Source organism: Stenotrophomonas sp. HMSC10F07, assembly GCF_001807895.1.
GTDB classification, from domain to species: Bacteria; Pseudomonadota; Gammaproteobacteria; order Xanthomonadales; family Xanthomonadaceae; genus Stenotrophomonas; species Stenotrophomonas sepilia.
Map to the genome: position 1 here is coordinate 1 of NZ_KV791468.1, position 14,623 is coordinate 14,623.

Annotated in this window: 8 protein-coding genes; 3 read left to right on the top strand and 5 right to left on the bottom strand. The window is 68.7% G+C overall.

The genetic code is table 11. From position 1 onward, the window contains the following. Positions 1-115: 115 nt before the first annotated feature. Both HMPREF3114_RS20365 and mrcB read right to left on the bottom strand, forming a co-directional pair. Positions 116-652, bottom strand: coding sequence for a hypothetical protein (locus HMPREF3114_RS20365; RefSeq protein ID WP_050562713.1), 537 nt, complete (start codon positions 650-652; stop codon positions 116-118). Next, positions 649-3,075, bottom strand: a complete 2,427-nt coding sequence (mrcB, locus tag HMPREF3114_RS20370) for a penicillin-binding protein 1B (RefSeq protein ID WP_070490527.1) — start codon at positions 3,073-3,075, stop codon at positions 649-651. The genes HMPREF3114_RS20365 and mrcB overlap by 4 nt, the downstream gene beginning before the upstream one ends. A gap of 96 nt (positions 3,076-3,171) precedes the next feature. On the opposite strand from mrcB, the gene HMPREF3114_RS20375 reads away from it, so the two are divergent. Beyond that, positions 3,172-5,271 (top strand): glycosyltransferase, encoded by a 2,100-nt coding sequence (locus HMPREF3114_RS20375; RefSeq protein ID WP_053500602.1) that lies wholly within the window; start codon positions 3,172-3,174, stop codon positions 5,269-5,271. Here HMPREF3114_RS20375 and HMPREF3114_RS20380 read toward each other — a convergent pair. Continuing rightward, positions 5,268-6,833, bottom strand: coding sequence for a hypothetical protein (locus HMPREF3114_RS20380; protein WP_053500604.1), 1,566 nt, complete (start codon positions 6,831-6,833; stop codon positions 5,268-5,270). The two genes, HMPREF3114_RS20375 and HMPREF3114_RS20380, sit on opposite strands and share 4 nt — an antisense overlap. 30 nt (positions 6,834-6,863) lie before the next feature. After that, positions 6,864-9,020 (bottom strand): RelA/SpoT family protein, encoded by a 2,157-nt coding sequence (locus HMPREF3114_RS20385; RefSeq protein ID WP_053500606.1) that lies wholly within the window; start codon positions 9,018-9,020, stop codon positions 6,864-6,866. A 130-nt stretch (positions 9,021-9,150) separates the two neighbouring features. Between HMPREF3114_RS20385 and HMPREF3114_RS20390 the strand changes: the two genes are divergently transcribed. Then, on the top strand, positions 9,151-9,675 hold the full coding sequence (locus HMPREF3114_RS20390; protein ID WP_053500608.1) for a hypothetical protein: 525 nt from the start codon (positions 9,151-9,153) through the stop codon (positions 9,673-9,675). Positions 9,676-9,749: 74 nt separating this feature from the next. On the opposite strand, the gene hrpA is transcribed toward HMPREF3114_RS20390, so the two are convergent. Beyond that, positions 9,750-13,832, bottom strand: a complete 4,083-nt coding sequence (gene hrpA / locus HMPREF3114_RS20395) for an ATP-dependent RNA helicase HrpA (RefSeq protein ID WP_053500610.1) — start codon at positions 13,830-13,832, stop codon at positions 9,750-9,752. Positions 13,833-13,918: 86 nt separating this feature from the next. Between hrpA and HMPREF3114_RS20400 the strand changes: the two genes are divergently transcribed. Continuing rightward, complete coding sequence (locus HMPREF3114_RS20400) at positions 13,919-14,467, top strand: Dps family protein (protein WP_005418469.1); 549 nt, start codon at positions 13,919-13,921, stop codon at positions 14,465-14,467. Positions 14,468-14,623 lie beyond the last annotated feature (156 nt).

The window sequence follows — 14,623 nt, forward strand, 5'->3', positions numbered from 1 at the left end:
AGCCCCCATGGATGGGTTTACGGCGTGTCCTGCACGCCCCACCCGCCCGGCCCATCACCCGCATCCATCAGTGCGCGCGCCGCAGAGGGGGCAGCGCCCGGTGGAGTGGAATACCTCAGTACCGCTTGATGCCCGGCACGGTGCAGCCTTCAATCTGCGCATGCGCCGACACCGCATTCTCCTTCTCGCCCCGGGCCAGCCGCGACTGCTCGATCGTCGCCCAGTGCCGGCGGCACAGCGGCCCGGTCTTCGAGCCCAGATCCACGGCCTTGCGCGCGAACGTCTCCGCCTGTGCCCACTGCCCCTGCAGCAGCGCCAGTTCGGCACGCTCCTGCAGCACGGCCGGGTCACCGGCCACGATCTCCAGCGCATGGTCCAGACTGCTGGCGGCACCGGCGAGGTCGTTGGCCTGGCGCTGCGCCTGTGCGGCCAGCCTCAGGTCTTCCACCTGCGAATCACGCAGCGGCTGCACCGACAGTTCCTTGTCGTCCGGACCCGCTGCAGCATCCACGGCCGCCAGGCGCTGCGCCGGCGTGGTGGTATCGACCGGCTTGACTACCGGCGGCGCGCTGCTCACGCAGGCGGCCAAGGCCAGGCTTAGGCCGGTCAGGGCCAGGGGCTGCAGCAGGGTACGCATGTTCATCGGCATCATCGGCTCGGGGGAGAAGGGGTGGCGGCAGGTTCGGCGGGTGCTTCCGGCTTGCGGTCCAGGCCGAACCAGCTGCGCCAGCCACCGCCCTCGCCTTCAGCCTCGCCCTGCCCCTCGGGCGACGCGGCCGGCGCGCACGGCGCATAGGCAGGCGCATAGCCCACCACGAACGGGAAACGGCGCGCGCCGGGGCAGCCTTCATCGGTGCTGTTGAGACCGGTGGGAGCCACCGGCTGCCAATCCAGGCCCTTGTTGCTGACCCGCAATGGCGCACTCGGCAGGCGCTGGAAGATGCCCGACCAGACCCGCATCGCGCCAGTGGCGCCATACAGGCCGGCCTGCTGGTTCTGATCGTTGCCGATCCAGATCACCGCCAGGTGGTCGCCGGTGTAGCCGGCATACCAGCTGTCACGGCCATCGTTGGTGGTGCCGGTCTTGCCGGCTGGCTGCAGACGGCCGAGGCCATCAGCATTGAGCCGCTGCGCGGTACCGCTGGCGACGACCTGCTGCAGGCCGACACTGATCAGGTTGGCGGCAATCGAATCGCCTTCCTGTGCCGGTGCCGGGGTCTTGTCGTAGCGCTTGAGCAGCTTGCCCTGCGGATCGAGCACGCCACGCACGGCGTGCAACGGCTGGATCTCACCACCGGACGCGAGGAACTGGTACAGCTGCGCCATCGCATACGGGCTCTGGTCGGTCGAGCCGAGGATCACCGCCGGATTGGCCTCGGCCTTGATGCCGGCCAGCACATGGATCAGCTGGGTCACGCGCTCGGGGCCGACCTGCATGCCCAAGCGCACCGTCGCCTGGTTGTACGAATGCGCCAGCGCATCGATCAGGCGCACCGTGCCGTGGCTGCGGTTGTCGGCGTTGCCGGGGCTCCAGTTGCGGCCGCGGCCGAGCTGCACCGTCACCGGCGAATCATCGACCCAGCTGGCCAGCGAATAGCGGTCAGGCTGCGCCAGGGCCAGCAGGTACACGAACGGCTTGAGCAGCGAACCGACCGGGCGCTGCGCCTCGATCGCACGATTGAAGCCGACCTCGGACACCTCACGGCTGCCGATCACCGCCAGCACGTCGCCGTTGTGCACGTCGGTCAGCACCATGCCGGCCTGCAGCTCAGGGCGACGCTGGCTTTCCAGCGACTTGATGGTGCGGGTCACCGCGCCTTCGGCATAGGCCTGCGCGGACGGCGACATGCCGGTCATCACGCTCAGGCCCGCGCCCTGCAGCGCAGATTCCGGATAGTCATGCGCAAGCTGCCGGCGGACCAGGTCGACGTAGGCGGGGAAGCGGTTGGCAGCCACCAGGCCCGGTGTCTTGGGCACGCCCAGCGGAGCCTTCAGCGCGCGCTGGTACTCGGCATCGTCGATCAGCGTGGCGTCGTGCAGCTTGCCCAGCACGAAGTTGCGGCGATCCAGCGCGCGTTCCGGGTTGCGCCGCGGGTCGTAGAAGGACGGCCCCTTGACCAGGCCGATCAGCAGGGCGATCTGCTCGGTCTCCAGCGACTGCAGGTCACGCCCGAACCAGAATTCGGCGCCGGAGGACATGCCATGGATCGCCTGGCTGCCACGCTGGCCCAGGTACACCTGGTTGAGATACGCCTCGAAAATCGTGCGCTTGTCGTAGCGCGCTTCCATGATCAGCGCGTACAGCACCTCATTGAACTTGCGGGTGAGCGTCTGTTCCTTGCCGATGCCAAGCAGGCCGCTGCGGGCCAGCTGCTGGGTGAGCGTCGAAGCGCCCTGGCGGCTCTGGCCACCGGAACGGATCGTCACCCACACCGCGCGCGCGATGCCTGACAGGTCGATGCCGTGATGGCGGTTGAAGTCCTTGTCTTCCACTGCCTGCAGGCCGGTCACCAGCAGGTCCGGCGCCTCGTCCATGCGGATCAGGCGGCGTTCTTCCTGCTTCTGGCCGTACAGCGTGGCGATGCGCGCCGGATCCAGCCGCGCGGCCTTCAGTGCCTTGCGGCTGTCGGCGTCGCGCAGCGAGGCCACGCCGCCATCGGCCAGCGACAGCTCCACCCGGCGCGGCGCCACCCGGCCATCGACGTCGTTGTAGCCACGACTGGAGATCACAAAGCGACCGCCGTTCACCGCATAGGTGGCCGGCTCCTTGCCCTGCCCGTCATCACGATAGGCGGAGGCGGCCAGTTCGGTCTTCAGCGTGGACGCATCCATCGCCTCGCCGGGGGTGAGCACCAGCGGGCGCGCATACACGCGCGTCGGAATCTGCCAGCGCAGCTCGCCGAAACGCTGGGTCACCTGCTGATTCAGGTACAGCGTATAGGGAATGAGGAAACCCAATCCCAATGCGACCGCAGCCATGCTCCAGGTGATCAGCCGGCGCCGCCACAGCGGACCGCTGTCCTGCTGGTCGTCGTCGAAATCGTCGATGTCGTCGGAATCGTAGCGTCGGGGCACGGGAATGCGAGAATGTAGGGTCTGGCGAGTCTACCCCAGCCACTGCGGCTGGCGAATTCTCCCGGGTTCCCCTGCTTAAGCTGGAGTTGCAACCGGATGGCGATGTCCCTGGCCGAGATCCGATACCTGATCAACCGCCTGTCGGGCCTGGCCCGCCGGAGCCTGGCAAGCCTGCGCACCCGCGGGTGGCGGGCCACCTGGCAACGCATCCGCGTGCACACCCAGCGCGCCGTTCCCGCGCCGCGCACGCCCCTGTTCCTGCCGCCAGCACAGGCTTTCGCCCCCTTCACGGTGCCGTTCAGCGAGTCGCCGGAGGTGAGCATCGTCATCCCGGTCTACAACCATGTCGGCCACACCCTGGCCTGCCTCCGCGCCCTGGCGGCACACCCGCCCGCAGCCGCGTGCGAGATCCTGGTGGTGGATGACGGCAGCAGCGACGCCACCGCACAGTGGATGCCGCAGGTGGCGGGGTTGCGCTATGAGGTGCGTGCGCACAACGGCGGCTTCATCGAAGCCTGCAACGAGGGTGTATCGCGCGCACGCGGCCGCTACGTGGTGCTGCTCAACAACGATACGGTGCCGCAGCCGGGCTGGCTCGACGCCCTGCTGGACACCTTCGGCAGCGTCCCCGACGCCGGCCTGGTCGGCAGCCAGCTGTTGTATCCCGATGGCCGCCTGCAGGAATCGGGCGGAGTGATCTTCGCCGATGGCAGTGGCTGGAGCTATGGCCGCTTCGAGGCCGCTGACGACCCGCGCTTTGCCAGCCTGCGCGACGTCGACTACTGCTCCGGTGCGGCGCTGATGCTGCCGCGTACCCTCTGGCAGCAGCTGGACGGCTTCGATACCCGCTACAGGCCGGCGTACTACGAGGACACCGACCTGGCCTTCCGCGTGCGTGCACAGGGCCTGCGCGTGCTGGTGCAGCCGGCCAGCCGGGTGATCCACGACGAAGGCACCAGCAACGGCACCGACACCGGCAGCGGGGTTAAGGCCTACCAGGTGCGCAACCAGGCCATCTTCGCCGCGCGCTGGGCCACCGAGTTGGCCCGCCATCCGGCGGTCGGCGCAGTGCCGTCGCCAGCGCTGCTGCTGCGCGGCCGGCGCCAGGTGCTGATCCTGGACGAGGAAGTACCGCAGCCCGATCGCGATTCCGGGTCGCTGCGCCAGGTCAATCTGATCCGCCTGCTGCTGCAGGGCGGTGCCCACGTGGTATTCGTCCCGACCCGGCGCGAGCATGCCGGCGCGGCGACCGAGGCGCTGCAGCGGATGGGCGTGGAAGTCTGGTACGCCCCCTTCCTGGACGGCGTGGCCGGCTGGCTGCGCAGCCATGGGTCGCGTTTCGACGTGGCGATGCTGGTGCGCCACCACGTCGCCCACGAGTGCCTGCCCCTGCTCAAGCGCTATGCGCCGCAGGCACGAACCGTGTTCGACACGGTCGACCTGCACTACCTGCGCGAACGCCGCGGTGCCGAAGTGGCCGGTGATACGGCGCTGCTGCGCGCAGCAGAACGCACCCGCAGCAGTGAATTGGCAGTGATGGAGCAGTGCGACATCACCGTGCTGGTCAGTGCGGCCGAACGGGAGCAGCTGCAGGCCGATGCGCCGCGGGTACGGGTGGAACTGATTTCCAACCTGCACGAGGTTGCCGGCGCCGGCGCCGTCTACGAGCAACGACACGATCTGGTGTTTGTCGGTGGCTTCCGCCATCCGCCGAACCTGGACGGGATGGAGTGGTTCATCGGCGAGGTCTTCGCCCACATCCGCGCCCGGCTACCGGAGGTACGCCTGCACTGCATCGGCGCCGCGGCGCCGGAATCGTTGCTGGCACTGGCCGCACGCCACCCCGGCGTGCAGATGCACGGATTCGTCGAAGACATCACGCCCTACATGGACGGCGCGCGCATTGCCATCGCACCGCTGCGGTTCGGTGCCGGCGTAAAAGGCAAGATCAACCTGAGCATGGCCCATGGCCAACCGGTAGTCGGTACCACCTGCGCCGTGGAAGGCATGCACCTGCATCCCGGCCAGGACGTACTGGTGGCCGATGACGCTACCGGTTTCGCCGATGCGGTGGTCCGCCTGTACCAGGACCCGCAGCTGTGGCAGCAGTTGTCCGATGCTGGCCTGGCCAACGTCGCCGAACATTTCTCACTCGAAGCCGCCCGTGCGACCGTGCAGCGGGTGTTCTTCGCCTAGTCCGCCCGTCCACCGGCGCGGCGCAGGCGATCTTCAAACGCCGGCAGTTCGGCCAGATCCGGCTGCAGCAACCGCGCCTGTTCGGCGGCATGCGCGGCGAAGGCCAGGTCACCGTTGCCGAGCCGCTCGCTGCCGATCGCCAGCCAGCGCTGGGCCAACCGCAGCCGCGCCGAGGGCAGTCCGGCTGCGGTCGGTGACAGGGTCTGCCAGGCCTGCAGGCAGGCGCCTGCCGCCTGCACGCGGTTCTGCCGCAGATTGTCGTCAAAGCAGCGTCGGCTGGCGGGCAGCAAGCGTGCGGCGGCTGCCTTCACCCGCGCATCGCGGGGAGCCAGCGACTGGGCTTCGCGCAACGCGTCGAACGCGCTGTGCCCGGGTGGGCTGATCCACTGCCCCGCGCGCTCGGCACGTTCGATCTTCCGCAGGTGGTCGCGCAGCTGGCGTTCGCGCTGCGCCGTGCTGACCGCGGGCTGCTGCAGGGCCCGCTGCGCCTGCTGCGCGCGCTGCAGGCGCTGCGCCAGTTGTTGCCGGACTGCCTGCGAAGCCCCCAGCTCCGCCGCCAGGGCCGCATCACGTTGCGCCGTATCGAACTGGAAGTCGTCGGCGGACTTCTGGCTGCGTGCAACCACTGCCTGCAGGGTCTGCTCACGCCCGCGCTGGGCATTGGAATCATCGGCGGCCACCACCAGCACCGCCTGGAAGCCCTTGGCCGCAGCTTCCAGCTGCTGCCGTCGCAACGCACGCTGCGCCTGCCGCAGGCGCCGGTCGGCGGCGCGCGCGAGGGCCTCCTCGCTCGCCGGTAGATCGGCATGACCAGCATCGAACTGACGGGCACGACGCAGGAGCGCGGCCGCCTCGGCCAACTCCCCTCGCTCCGCCAGCGTGCGTGCCTGCAGCAGCAGGTCGCTCAGCGCATCTTCGCGCCCTTCCAGCGCCGGCAGGTTGTCCGGCTGCAGGGCCAGGATGCGCTGGAACAAGGGCAACGCACTGTTGTCGCCGTCATCCAGGCGTCCGGCCGCGAACGCGTTACGCGCCTGTGCCAACAACGCACCAATACCGGCTCCGGCGCTGCGTCGCGCCTGCAACTGGCGGGCAACCGCATCGGCGTCGCCCTGCGGCACCTGCAGCTCACGGGCCAGTGCCAGAGCCTGCGCGCTGCCGTCTAGGTCATCCGCCTGCAGGCGATCGCGCGCCTGTTGCAGCGCTGCCGCGCCGGTATTGGCCAGGCCCTGGCGCGCCTGCGGGCGATCACCGTCCAGCGCCAGCGCCGCCTGGTAGCGCTCGCGCGCACCACTGCCATCGGCATCGCTCAGGCGCCCAGCCGCCAATGCACGATCCCCCTCGGCCAGCAGCTGTTCGATCTGCGGCTCATCCCAGAACCAGTCTGCCAACGGCTTGCGCAGCAGGACCAGCAGCACGAACACGGCCAGCGCTGCGAGCAGCGCCCAGCGCCAGATCCGGCGCGCATGGCGCGCCTGCAGCCACCACCAACGCCCCTCGCGACGGACGCGGTCCAGCGCAGGATGTTCAGCGCCATGCGGGCGATGCGGGGGCTCGCGTTCCATGCGTGCAGGGTAGCCGGGGCAGCGTGAAGCTCAGCCGAGGCGACGCGCCTCGCTCACGCCCGGCAGCGCATCGAGCTTGCCCAGCAGCGTCGACAACTGCCCGTAGTCACTGACCTTCAGGCGCAGCCGAAGGTGGGCACGGCCACTGTTGCGCACGTTGTCACTGTGGATGTCGAGCACGTAGGCGTCTTCCTGGGCGATCAGGTTGGTGATGTCCTTCAGCAGCCAGCGGCGATCGACCGCATCGACCACCACGTCCACCTCGTAGCCGCCCCCGGCCTGGCCCCACTCCACCGGCAGGATGCGCTGCGGGCTGCTGGCCGCCAGCCGGGCCAGCGCGGCGCAGTCTGCACGATGCACGGTGACACCCCGGCTACGGGTCAGGTAGCCGATGATCGGCTCGCCGGCCACCGGCTGGCAGCAGCGTGCCAGCTGCACCAGCAGGTTGCCCACGCCCTGCACGGTGAACTTGGACTTGCCCAGGTTCTCGCGGCGCGCGGTCGGCCGCGGCAGGGACGGTGCGGGCGCGGGCTGGCTGGCGGCACGCTCCGCCTCCAGCAGCGCACGGCTGACCTGGTTCGGGCCGGTATCGCCCAGCGCCACCTGGATGTACAGGTCATCGACGCTGTCGGCATGGAACTTCTTCGCCGCCACGGCCAGGTCCGCGTGCTGCAGGCCCAGCCGCTTCAGCTCGCGCTCGAGCAGCTCGCGACCGGCCTGCACGTTGCGCGCGCGGTCCAGCTTGTGGAACCAGCTGCGCACCTTTTCGCGCGAGCGGTTGCTGGCCAGGAAGCCGTTGGCCGGCATCAGCCAGTCGCGGCGCGGATCGGCCTCCTTGCCGGTCAGGATCTCGACGCGGTCGCCGCTGCGCAGGCGGTAGGTCAGCGGCACGATGCGGCCGTTGACCTTTGCGCCGCGGCAGCGGTGCCCGACCATGGTATGCACCTGGTAGGCGAAATCGAGCGGGGTAGCGCCCTGCGGCAGGTCCAGCACCTCGTCCTTCGGGCTCAGCGCATAGACCCGGTCCTCGGTCAGCTCGGCATCAAGTGCCCCGGCCAGTTCATTGCCCTGCCCGTCCTGCGCCTGTTCCAGCAACTGGCGCATCCAGGTGATCTTGCGGTCGAAGGACTTCTCCGCGCCCTTGCCACCTTCCTTGTACTTCCAGTGCGCGGCCACGCCCAGCTCGGCCTGCGAGTGCATCTCGTGGGTACGGATCTGCACTTCGATGGTGCGCCCTTCCGGGCCGACCACGGCGGTGTGCAGCGAGCGATAGTCATTGGCCTTGGGCCTGGCGATGTAATCATCGAACTCGCTGGGTACCGGTGCCCACAGCGCGTGCACCACGCCCAACGCGGCATAACAGGCGGCGACGTCGTCGACCATCACGCGCACCGCACGGATGTCATACAGCTGGTCGAAGGCCAGCCGCTTCTTCTGCATCTTCCGCCAGATGCTGTAGATGTGCTTCGGGCGGCCGCTGACTTCGGCCTTGATGCCCTGGGCGACCAGCTCGCGCGACAGCACCTTCTTGACGTTCTCGACGTAACGCTCGCGGGCGATGCGGGTTTCATCCACCTCGCGGGCGATGCGGCGGTAGGTTTCCGGTTCCAGGTGGCGGAACGCCAGGTCCTCCAGCTCCCACTTCAGCTGCCAGATGCCCAGCCGGTTGGCCAGGGGCGCGTGGATGTCGCGGGTCAGCTGGGCCAGCGCGCGGCGCTGCTCCTCGTCCAGCCTGTCGGCCGCGCGCATCCGCGCCAGCTGCCGTGCCAGCAGGATCGGCACCACGCGCAGGTCGCGGATGATCGCCAGCAGCAGCCGGCGCAGGCCTTCGCTGTTGCGCCCCGCCTCACGGCCGGCGTGCAGCGCCCACACCGGGTCGGCCGCATCCTGGCCATCCAGCAGGCCGATCACCGCCGCCTTGTGGTTGCCCAGCGGCAGCTGGTCCAGGCTGGCGCGCAGGCCCGGCAGGTCGAACAGCAATGCGGCCACCACTGCGCCTTCATCGGCCGAGAGCATCGCCAGCGCATCGAGGGTATCGCCCAGCACCGACCAGGTGGCACGCATCTGGTGCTCGCAATCCGGCGCTTCCCAATGCTCACGCAGGGCCTGGCGCAGCGGAGCAGGCAGCACCGCTGCCGAGGGACGGTTCAACAAGGCATCCAGGCCAGGGACGGAAGCGCGGTTCACAGCATCGAGCAGGCAAGACAGAGGCCCCTACACTAGCGCCGGCGCCGTTCAGGGACAATCACTGCACCCACCATCACCCGGCATGAAGACATGCCGCTACACTCGCCCACACACCCAGGAGAGACCCGCCATGCCTTCGATTGCCCCGCGCGTCCGTCCACGGCTGCTGGCCTGTGCCGCCGTGCTGCTGTCCCTGTCCGCGCCTGCGCTGGCCCAGCGCGTGGTGGAGGGCGACCTGCAGCAGCAGATGTCGCCCTCCGAGTTCAAGGCCGCCGGCCTGGACAAGCTCAGTGCCGGTGAACTGGCCACGCTCAACCGCTGGCTGCAGGGCAAGGTCGAGGCGGCCACCACCCAGGCCGTCGCCGCAGCGCGCGAAGAAGGCCGCCAGGAAGTGATCAAGAAGAACCGCGGCTTCCTGGACTTCGGCAGCAGCGAACCGATCGAAAGCAACCTGCAGGGCGAATTCCGTGGATTCGGCCAGGGCCGCCGCTACGTGCTGCAGAACGGCCAGGAGTGGGAGCAGATAGACGCCACGCACTATTCCGGTGGCCGCAAGGACGCCCCGGGCGTCAGCATGCGCCCAGGGGTGATGGGCGCCTGGTATATGAAGGTGGACGGGGTGAACGTGCAGCCGAAGGTTCGCCGCACCAAGTAACGCCCGGGCATTCCGGCCATGCCGGCTCCCTGCCCGGCCGGCCACGGTCGCCCGGCGGGGCGACCGTGGCGCGCTCAGGCCTGGCGCAATGCAGCCACGCGCTGCGCCAGCTTCTTCGCCGAGATACCGGTGCGTGCACCCAGCTCCTGCGCGAACAGCGATACCCGCAGTTCTTCCAGATCCCAGCGCAGCGCCTGCCATTGCGGGCGATCACGCAGGCCCTGCTGCTCGCCCGCCTCCAGCGCTTCCAGGAACGGATGCAGTTCCAGCATGCGCGCCTGGTCACGCGGCGGATCACGCTTGGCACGTTCGGTGCGCAGGATCATCGCCTTCAGATAGCGTGGGTACTGCGCCAGCGCGTCGGCCGGCGTGTCGCGCAGGAAGCCGGGGTGGATCAGCCCGGCCAGCTGCGCTTCCATGTCGTCCAGGTTGCCGCGCGCCCAGCCCATCAACGGCGCTTCCAGCATCGGCTTCAGCTCCGCCACCAGCGCCAGAATGGTCTCGGCCAGCTTCAGCCGCGACATCGCCTCGCCAAACAGGGCCCTGGCGGCGTGTTCGCGACGCTGCTCGAACGCCGTCGCATCGCGGATTTCCTCCAGGCCCTCGGCCAGCACCGCGTTCATCGCCGCATCGACCAGGTCACCACGCAGCCGCTCCTGCGATTCGATCGCGGCATACAACAGGCCGGTCTTGGCACCGACCGGCAACTGCTTGCGTGCCTGCTTCACCTTCTCGGCCAGGGCGATCTCCAGCAGGCGGCGCACGCCCAGCGGATGGGCGTCCTGCGCCTGCTGGCGATCGGCGAAGATGCGCAGCGCCACGCTGTCGCCCTCGTCCAGCAGCGCCGGATAGGCCGGCACGCCGGCTTCACCGGGTACCTGCAGCGGAATCGGCGTGGCCGGGAACGTGCGCAGGCCGTCAGCCGCCATCTCGCGCCCGGCACGCGCGGCGAAGGCATCGCCAGCACGGCCACCGAATTTCGCGCGCAGCGCTTCCAGATCACGCGAGGTGGCAAGCACCTTGCCCTGTTCGTCGCGCAGCCGCAGGTTCATGTGCAGGTGCGGCTCGATCGAACCCGGCTCGAAATCCAGTGCGGTCACCGTCGCGCCGGTCGCACGTGACAGGAAACGCGCCAGCTCGCCAGTGATGGCATCAGCGCTGGGCTGCGGGAAGGCCTCGTAGAACGCGCGACCGAAGTCCGGCGCCGGCACGTAGTTGCGGCGCATCGCCTTGGGCAGGCTGCGGATCAGTGCCGAGGCCTTGTCGGCGACAAAGCCCGGCGCCAGCCAGCCCAGCTGCACCGGATCCAATGCGTTGAGCAGGTGCAGCGGCACGTCCAGGGTCACGCCATCGTCGTCGGCCCCCGGTTCGAAGCGGTAGTGCAGCGGCAAGCGCGCCTGGCCCAGCGCCAGGTACTTCGGATAGCGTTCCTGTTCGCTGCCCTCACCGGGCAACAGGTCTGCCAACGACCAGTGCAGCGCCTTGCGCTGCTCCGGCGCCAGCCCTTTCCACCAGCTATCCAGTCCCGCCGCCGAGTGGATCTGCGGCGGCACCCGGTCCAGGTACCAGCGTGCCTGCCAGTCTTCGTCGGCAACGATGCCGGCGCGGCGCAGCTTGGCTTCTTCCTCGCGCGCGACCTCCAGCACCTTCTGGTTGTCGGCGACGAAACTGGCACGGGTATTGATCTCGCCGGTCACCAGGGCCTGGCGCACGAAGATATCATGCGCCTCGCCCGGCGCGATGCGGCCGTAGTGCACCGGCTTCTTCGGCGCCAGCACCAGGCCGAACAGGCTGATCTGCTCGGAGGCCAACACCTGGCCCTGCGCGCGCGACCAGTGCGGGTCGAAGTGTTTGCGCAGCAGCAGGTGCGGCAGCTCGGCAATCACCCAGTCCGGTTCGATCGCGGCCAGGGTCATGCCCCAGACCTTCTGCGTGTCCAGCAGGTTGGCCACCAGCAGCCACGGCGGCGGGCGCTTGGACAGCGCCGAGCCCGGGAACGGCAGGAAGCGGCGCTGGCGCGGCGCTTGGAAATCACCCTTCTCGGTGCGATGGCCAATCTGCGTCGGCAGGCCCGCCACCAGTGCACGGTGCAGGGTCTGGTAGGCGGCCGCGCGCACACGCTCGCTGAAACCACCGCCAGCCGGCGCCTGTTCCCTCTGTTCGCGCACGGCCACCGGGGCCGGTGCGGCCTCGGCCTTGCCTTCGCGGGCCAAGCGCGCGGCGCGGTGCAGCTGGCCACGGGTGGCCTTCACCGCCGCTGCATCATCACGCGCTGGGGCCGGCGCACTGCTGCCAGCCAGCAGCGGTGCCATCGAGGCATCGGTGGTTTCTTCCTTCCAGCCCAGTTCCTCGCACAGCAGGCGCAGCTGGCGATGCAGCTCGCGCCACTCGCGCATGCGCAGGAAGCCGAGGAAATGACGTCCGCACCAGTCGCGCAGCTTGGACTGGGTCAGGTCTTCGTGGGCCTGCCGGTAGGCATCCCACAGGCGCAGCACGCCGACGAACTCGGAGCGGCCATCGGCGAACTGCGCATGCGCGTTGTCGGCGGCACCGCGCGCTTCCGGCGGGCGTTCGCGCGGGTCCTGGATGCCCAGGAACGAGGCAATCACCAGCATCGGCCGCAGGCAGCCTGCAGCCTGTGCGGCCACCAGCATGCGCGCCAGCTTCACGTCCACCGGCAGGCGCGCCATCTGCTTGCCGATGGTGGTCATGCGCCGCTCGGCATCGATCGCGCCCAGCTCGGTCAGCTGCTGCCAGCCATCGGCAACGGCACGCTCGTCCGGCGCCTCCAGGAACGGGAACTCCTCGATGCGGCCCAGGCCCAGCTGCAGCATGCGCAGGATCACGCCGGCCAGGCTGGAACGGCGGATTTCCGGATCGGTGAACTCCGGCCGCGCCTGGAAATCCGCCTCGGCGTACAGGCGGTAGCAGATGCCTTCGGCGATACGGCCGCAGCGACCCTTGCGCTGGTTGGCGCTGGCCTGCGAGATCGGCTCGATGTGCAGGCGATCCAGCTTGTTGCGCGGGCTGTAGCGCTTGACGCGGGCGAAGCCCGGATCGACCACGTAGCGGATGCGTGGCACCGTCAGCGAGGTCTCGGCCACGTTGGTGGCCAGCACGATGCGCCGGTTCGGCCCGGGGTTGAACACCCGGTCCTGGTCCTGGTTGGACAGGCGGGCGTACAGCGGCAGCACCTCGGTATTGCGGTACTTGCGCCGTTCCAGCGACTGGTGCGCATCGCGGATCTCGCGCTCGCCCGGCAGGAAGATCAGCACGTCGCCGCGTGCGTCCAGGCGGGTGATCTCGTCGACAGCCGACACGATGGCATCGTTGACGGTGCGTTCGCCCTGGTCTTCGCCCTCGCCTTCCAGCGCGCGGTAGCGCACTTCCACCGGGTAGGTGCGGCCTTCGACGCTGATCACCGGTGCGTTGTCGAAATGCTGGGCGAAGCGTTCGGTGTCGATGGTGGCCGAAGTGACGATCAGCTTCAGGTCCGGGCGCTTGCGCAGCAGCTGCTTCAGGTAGCCCAGCAGAAAGTCGATGTTGAGGCTGCGTTCGTGTGCCTCGTCGACGATGAGCGTGTCGTAGTTCGACAACCAGCGGTCGCTGGCGATCTCCGCCAGCAGGATGCCGTCGGTCATGAACTTGATGCGGCTGTCGTCGCTGACCTTGTCATTGAAGCGTACCTGGTAGCCCACCAGCTGGCCCAGTTCGCTCTGCAGTTCCTGCGCCACGCGGCTGGCCACCGCACGTGCGGCGATCCGTCGCGGCTGGGTGCAGCCGATCATGCCGGCCTGGCCACGGCCTGCGGCCAGGCACAGTTTCGGCAGCTGGGTGGTCTTGCCCGAACCGGTTTCACCGGCGATCACCACCACCTGGTGGTCGCGGATCAGTTTGATGATCGCGTCGGCTTCACGCGCAATCGGCAGCTGCGGGTCCAGAGTAATGGACGGCTGCTGTTGCGCCCGCACCTGCCGGCGCTGCACCGACGCCTGCAAGGCCTGCTCGAAAGTAGCGGCCAGTGCCGCATCCTGCGGCTTGGCCTGGCAACGCGAGAGCATTCCCAGCAAACGGCCCCGGTCGCGGCTCATGGCGCCGTCGATGGCGGCGCGCTGTTGGCGCAGGCGGGGCGATGGATTTTTATCGATAGAGTTCATCAATCGGTTCGTTCAAAACTTTGAAAGCGACCAGTCATCACGACCGGTTTATTGTGAAGGCCAACGATTCCATAAGGAGGAACCTCATGGCGAAGACCAAAAGCACGACCAAGGCCAAGACCGGCAAGCAGAAGCTTGCAGCGGCGGCACCGTCGGCGCCGAACATCGATATCGGGATCACCCAGGGCGACCGCAAGAAGATCGCCGACGGTCTGTCGCGCTTCCAGGCCGATGCGTTCACGCTCTACCTGAAGACGCACAACTTCCACTGGAACGTGACCGGGTCGATGTTCAACTCGCTGCACACCATGTTCGAGACGCAGTACACCGAGCAGTGGGCGGCACTGGACGACGTGGCCGAGCGCATCCGCGCGCTGGGCTTCAATGCCCCGGGCTCCTACCGGGAATTCGCTGCGCTGACCTCGATCGTCGAGGAACCGGGCCTGACCGACAGTGCGGACTGGCGTGAAATGGTACGCCAGTTGGTGGTCGCCAACGAAGCGGTATGCCGTACGGCACGTGAAGTCCTGGACGTGGCGGCCAAAGGGGACGACGCCCCGACCGAGGATCTGATGACCCAGCGCCTGCAGACCCACGAGAAGTACGCCTGGATGCTGCGCTCGCTGTTGCAGTAAGGGTTGGGGGTGTTCGGCAGGGCTTGCAGCCCTGCACCCGCCGAAGCCTTCAAGCCAGAGCCAGAGCAAAAGCCAGTTTCCTGAAGGTTGGCGGGGTGGGTCCGGTTGAGGGGGACGCCGTGAACCCGTCCATGGGGGCTTGGTCGCGGCATCCAT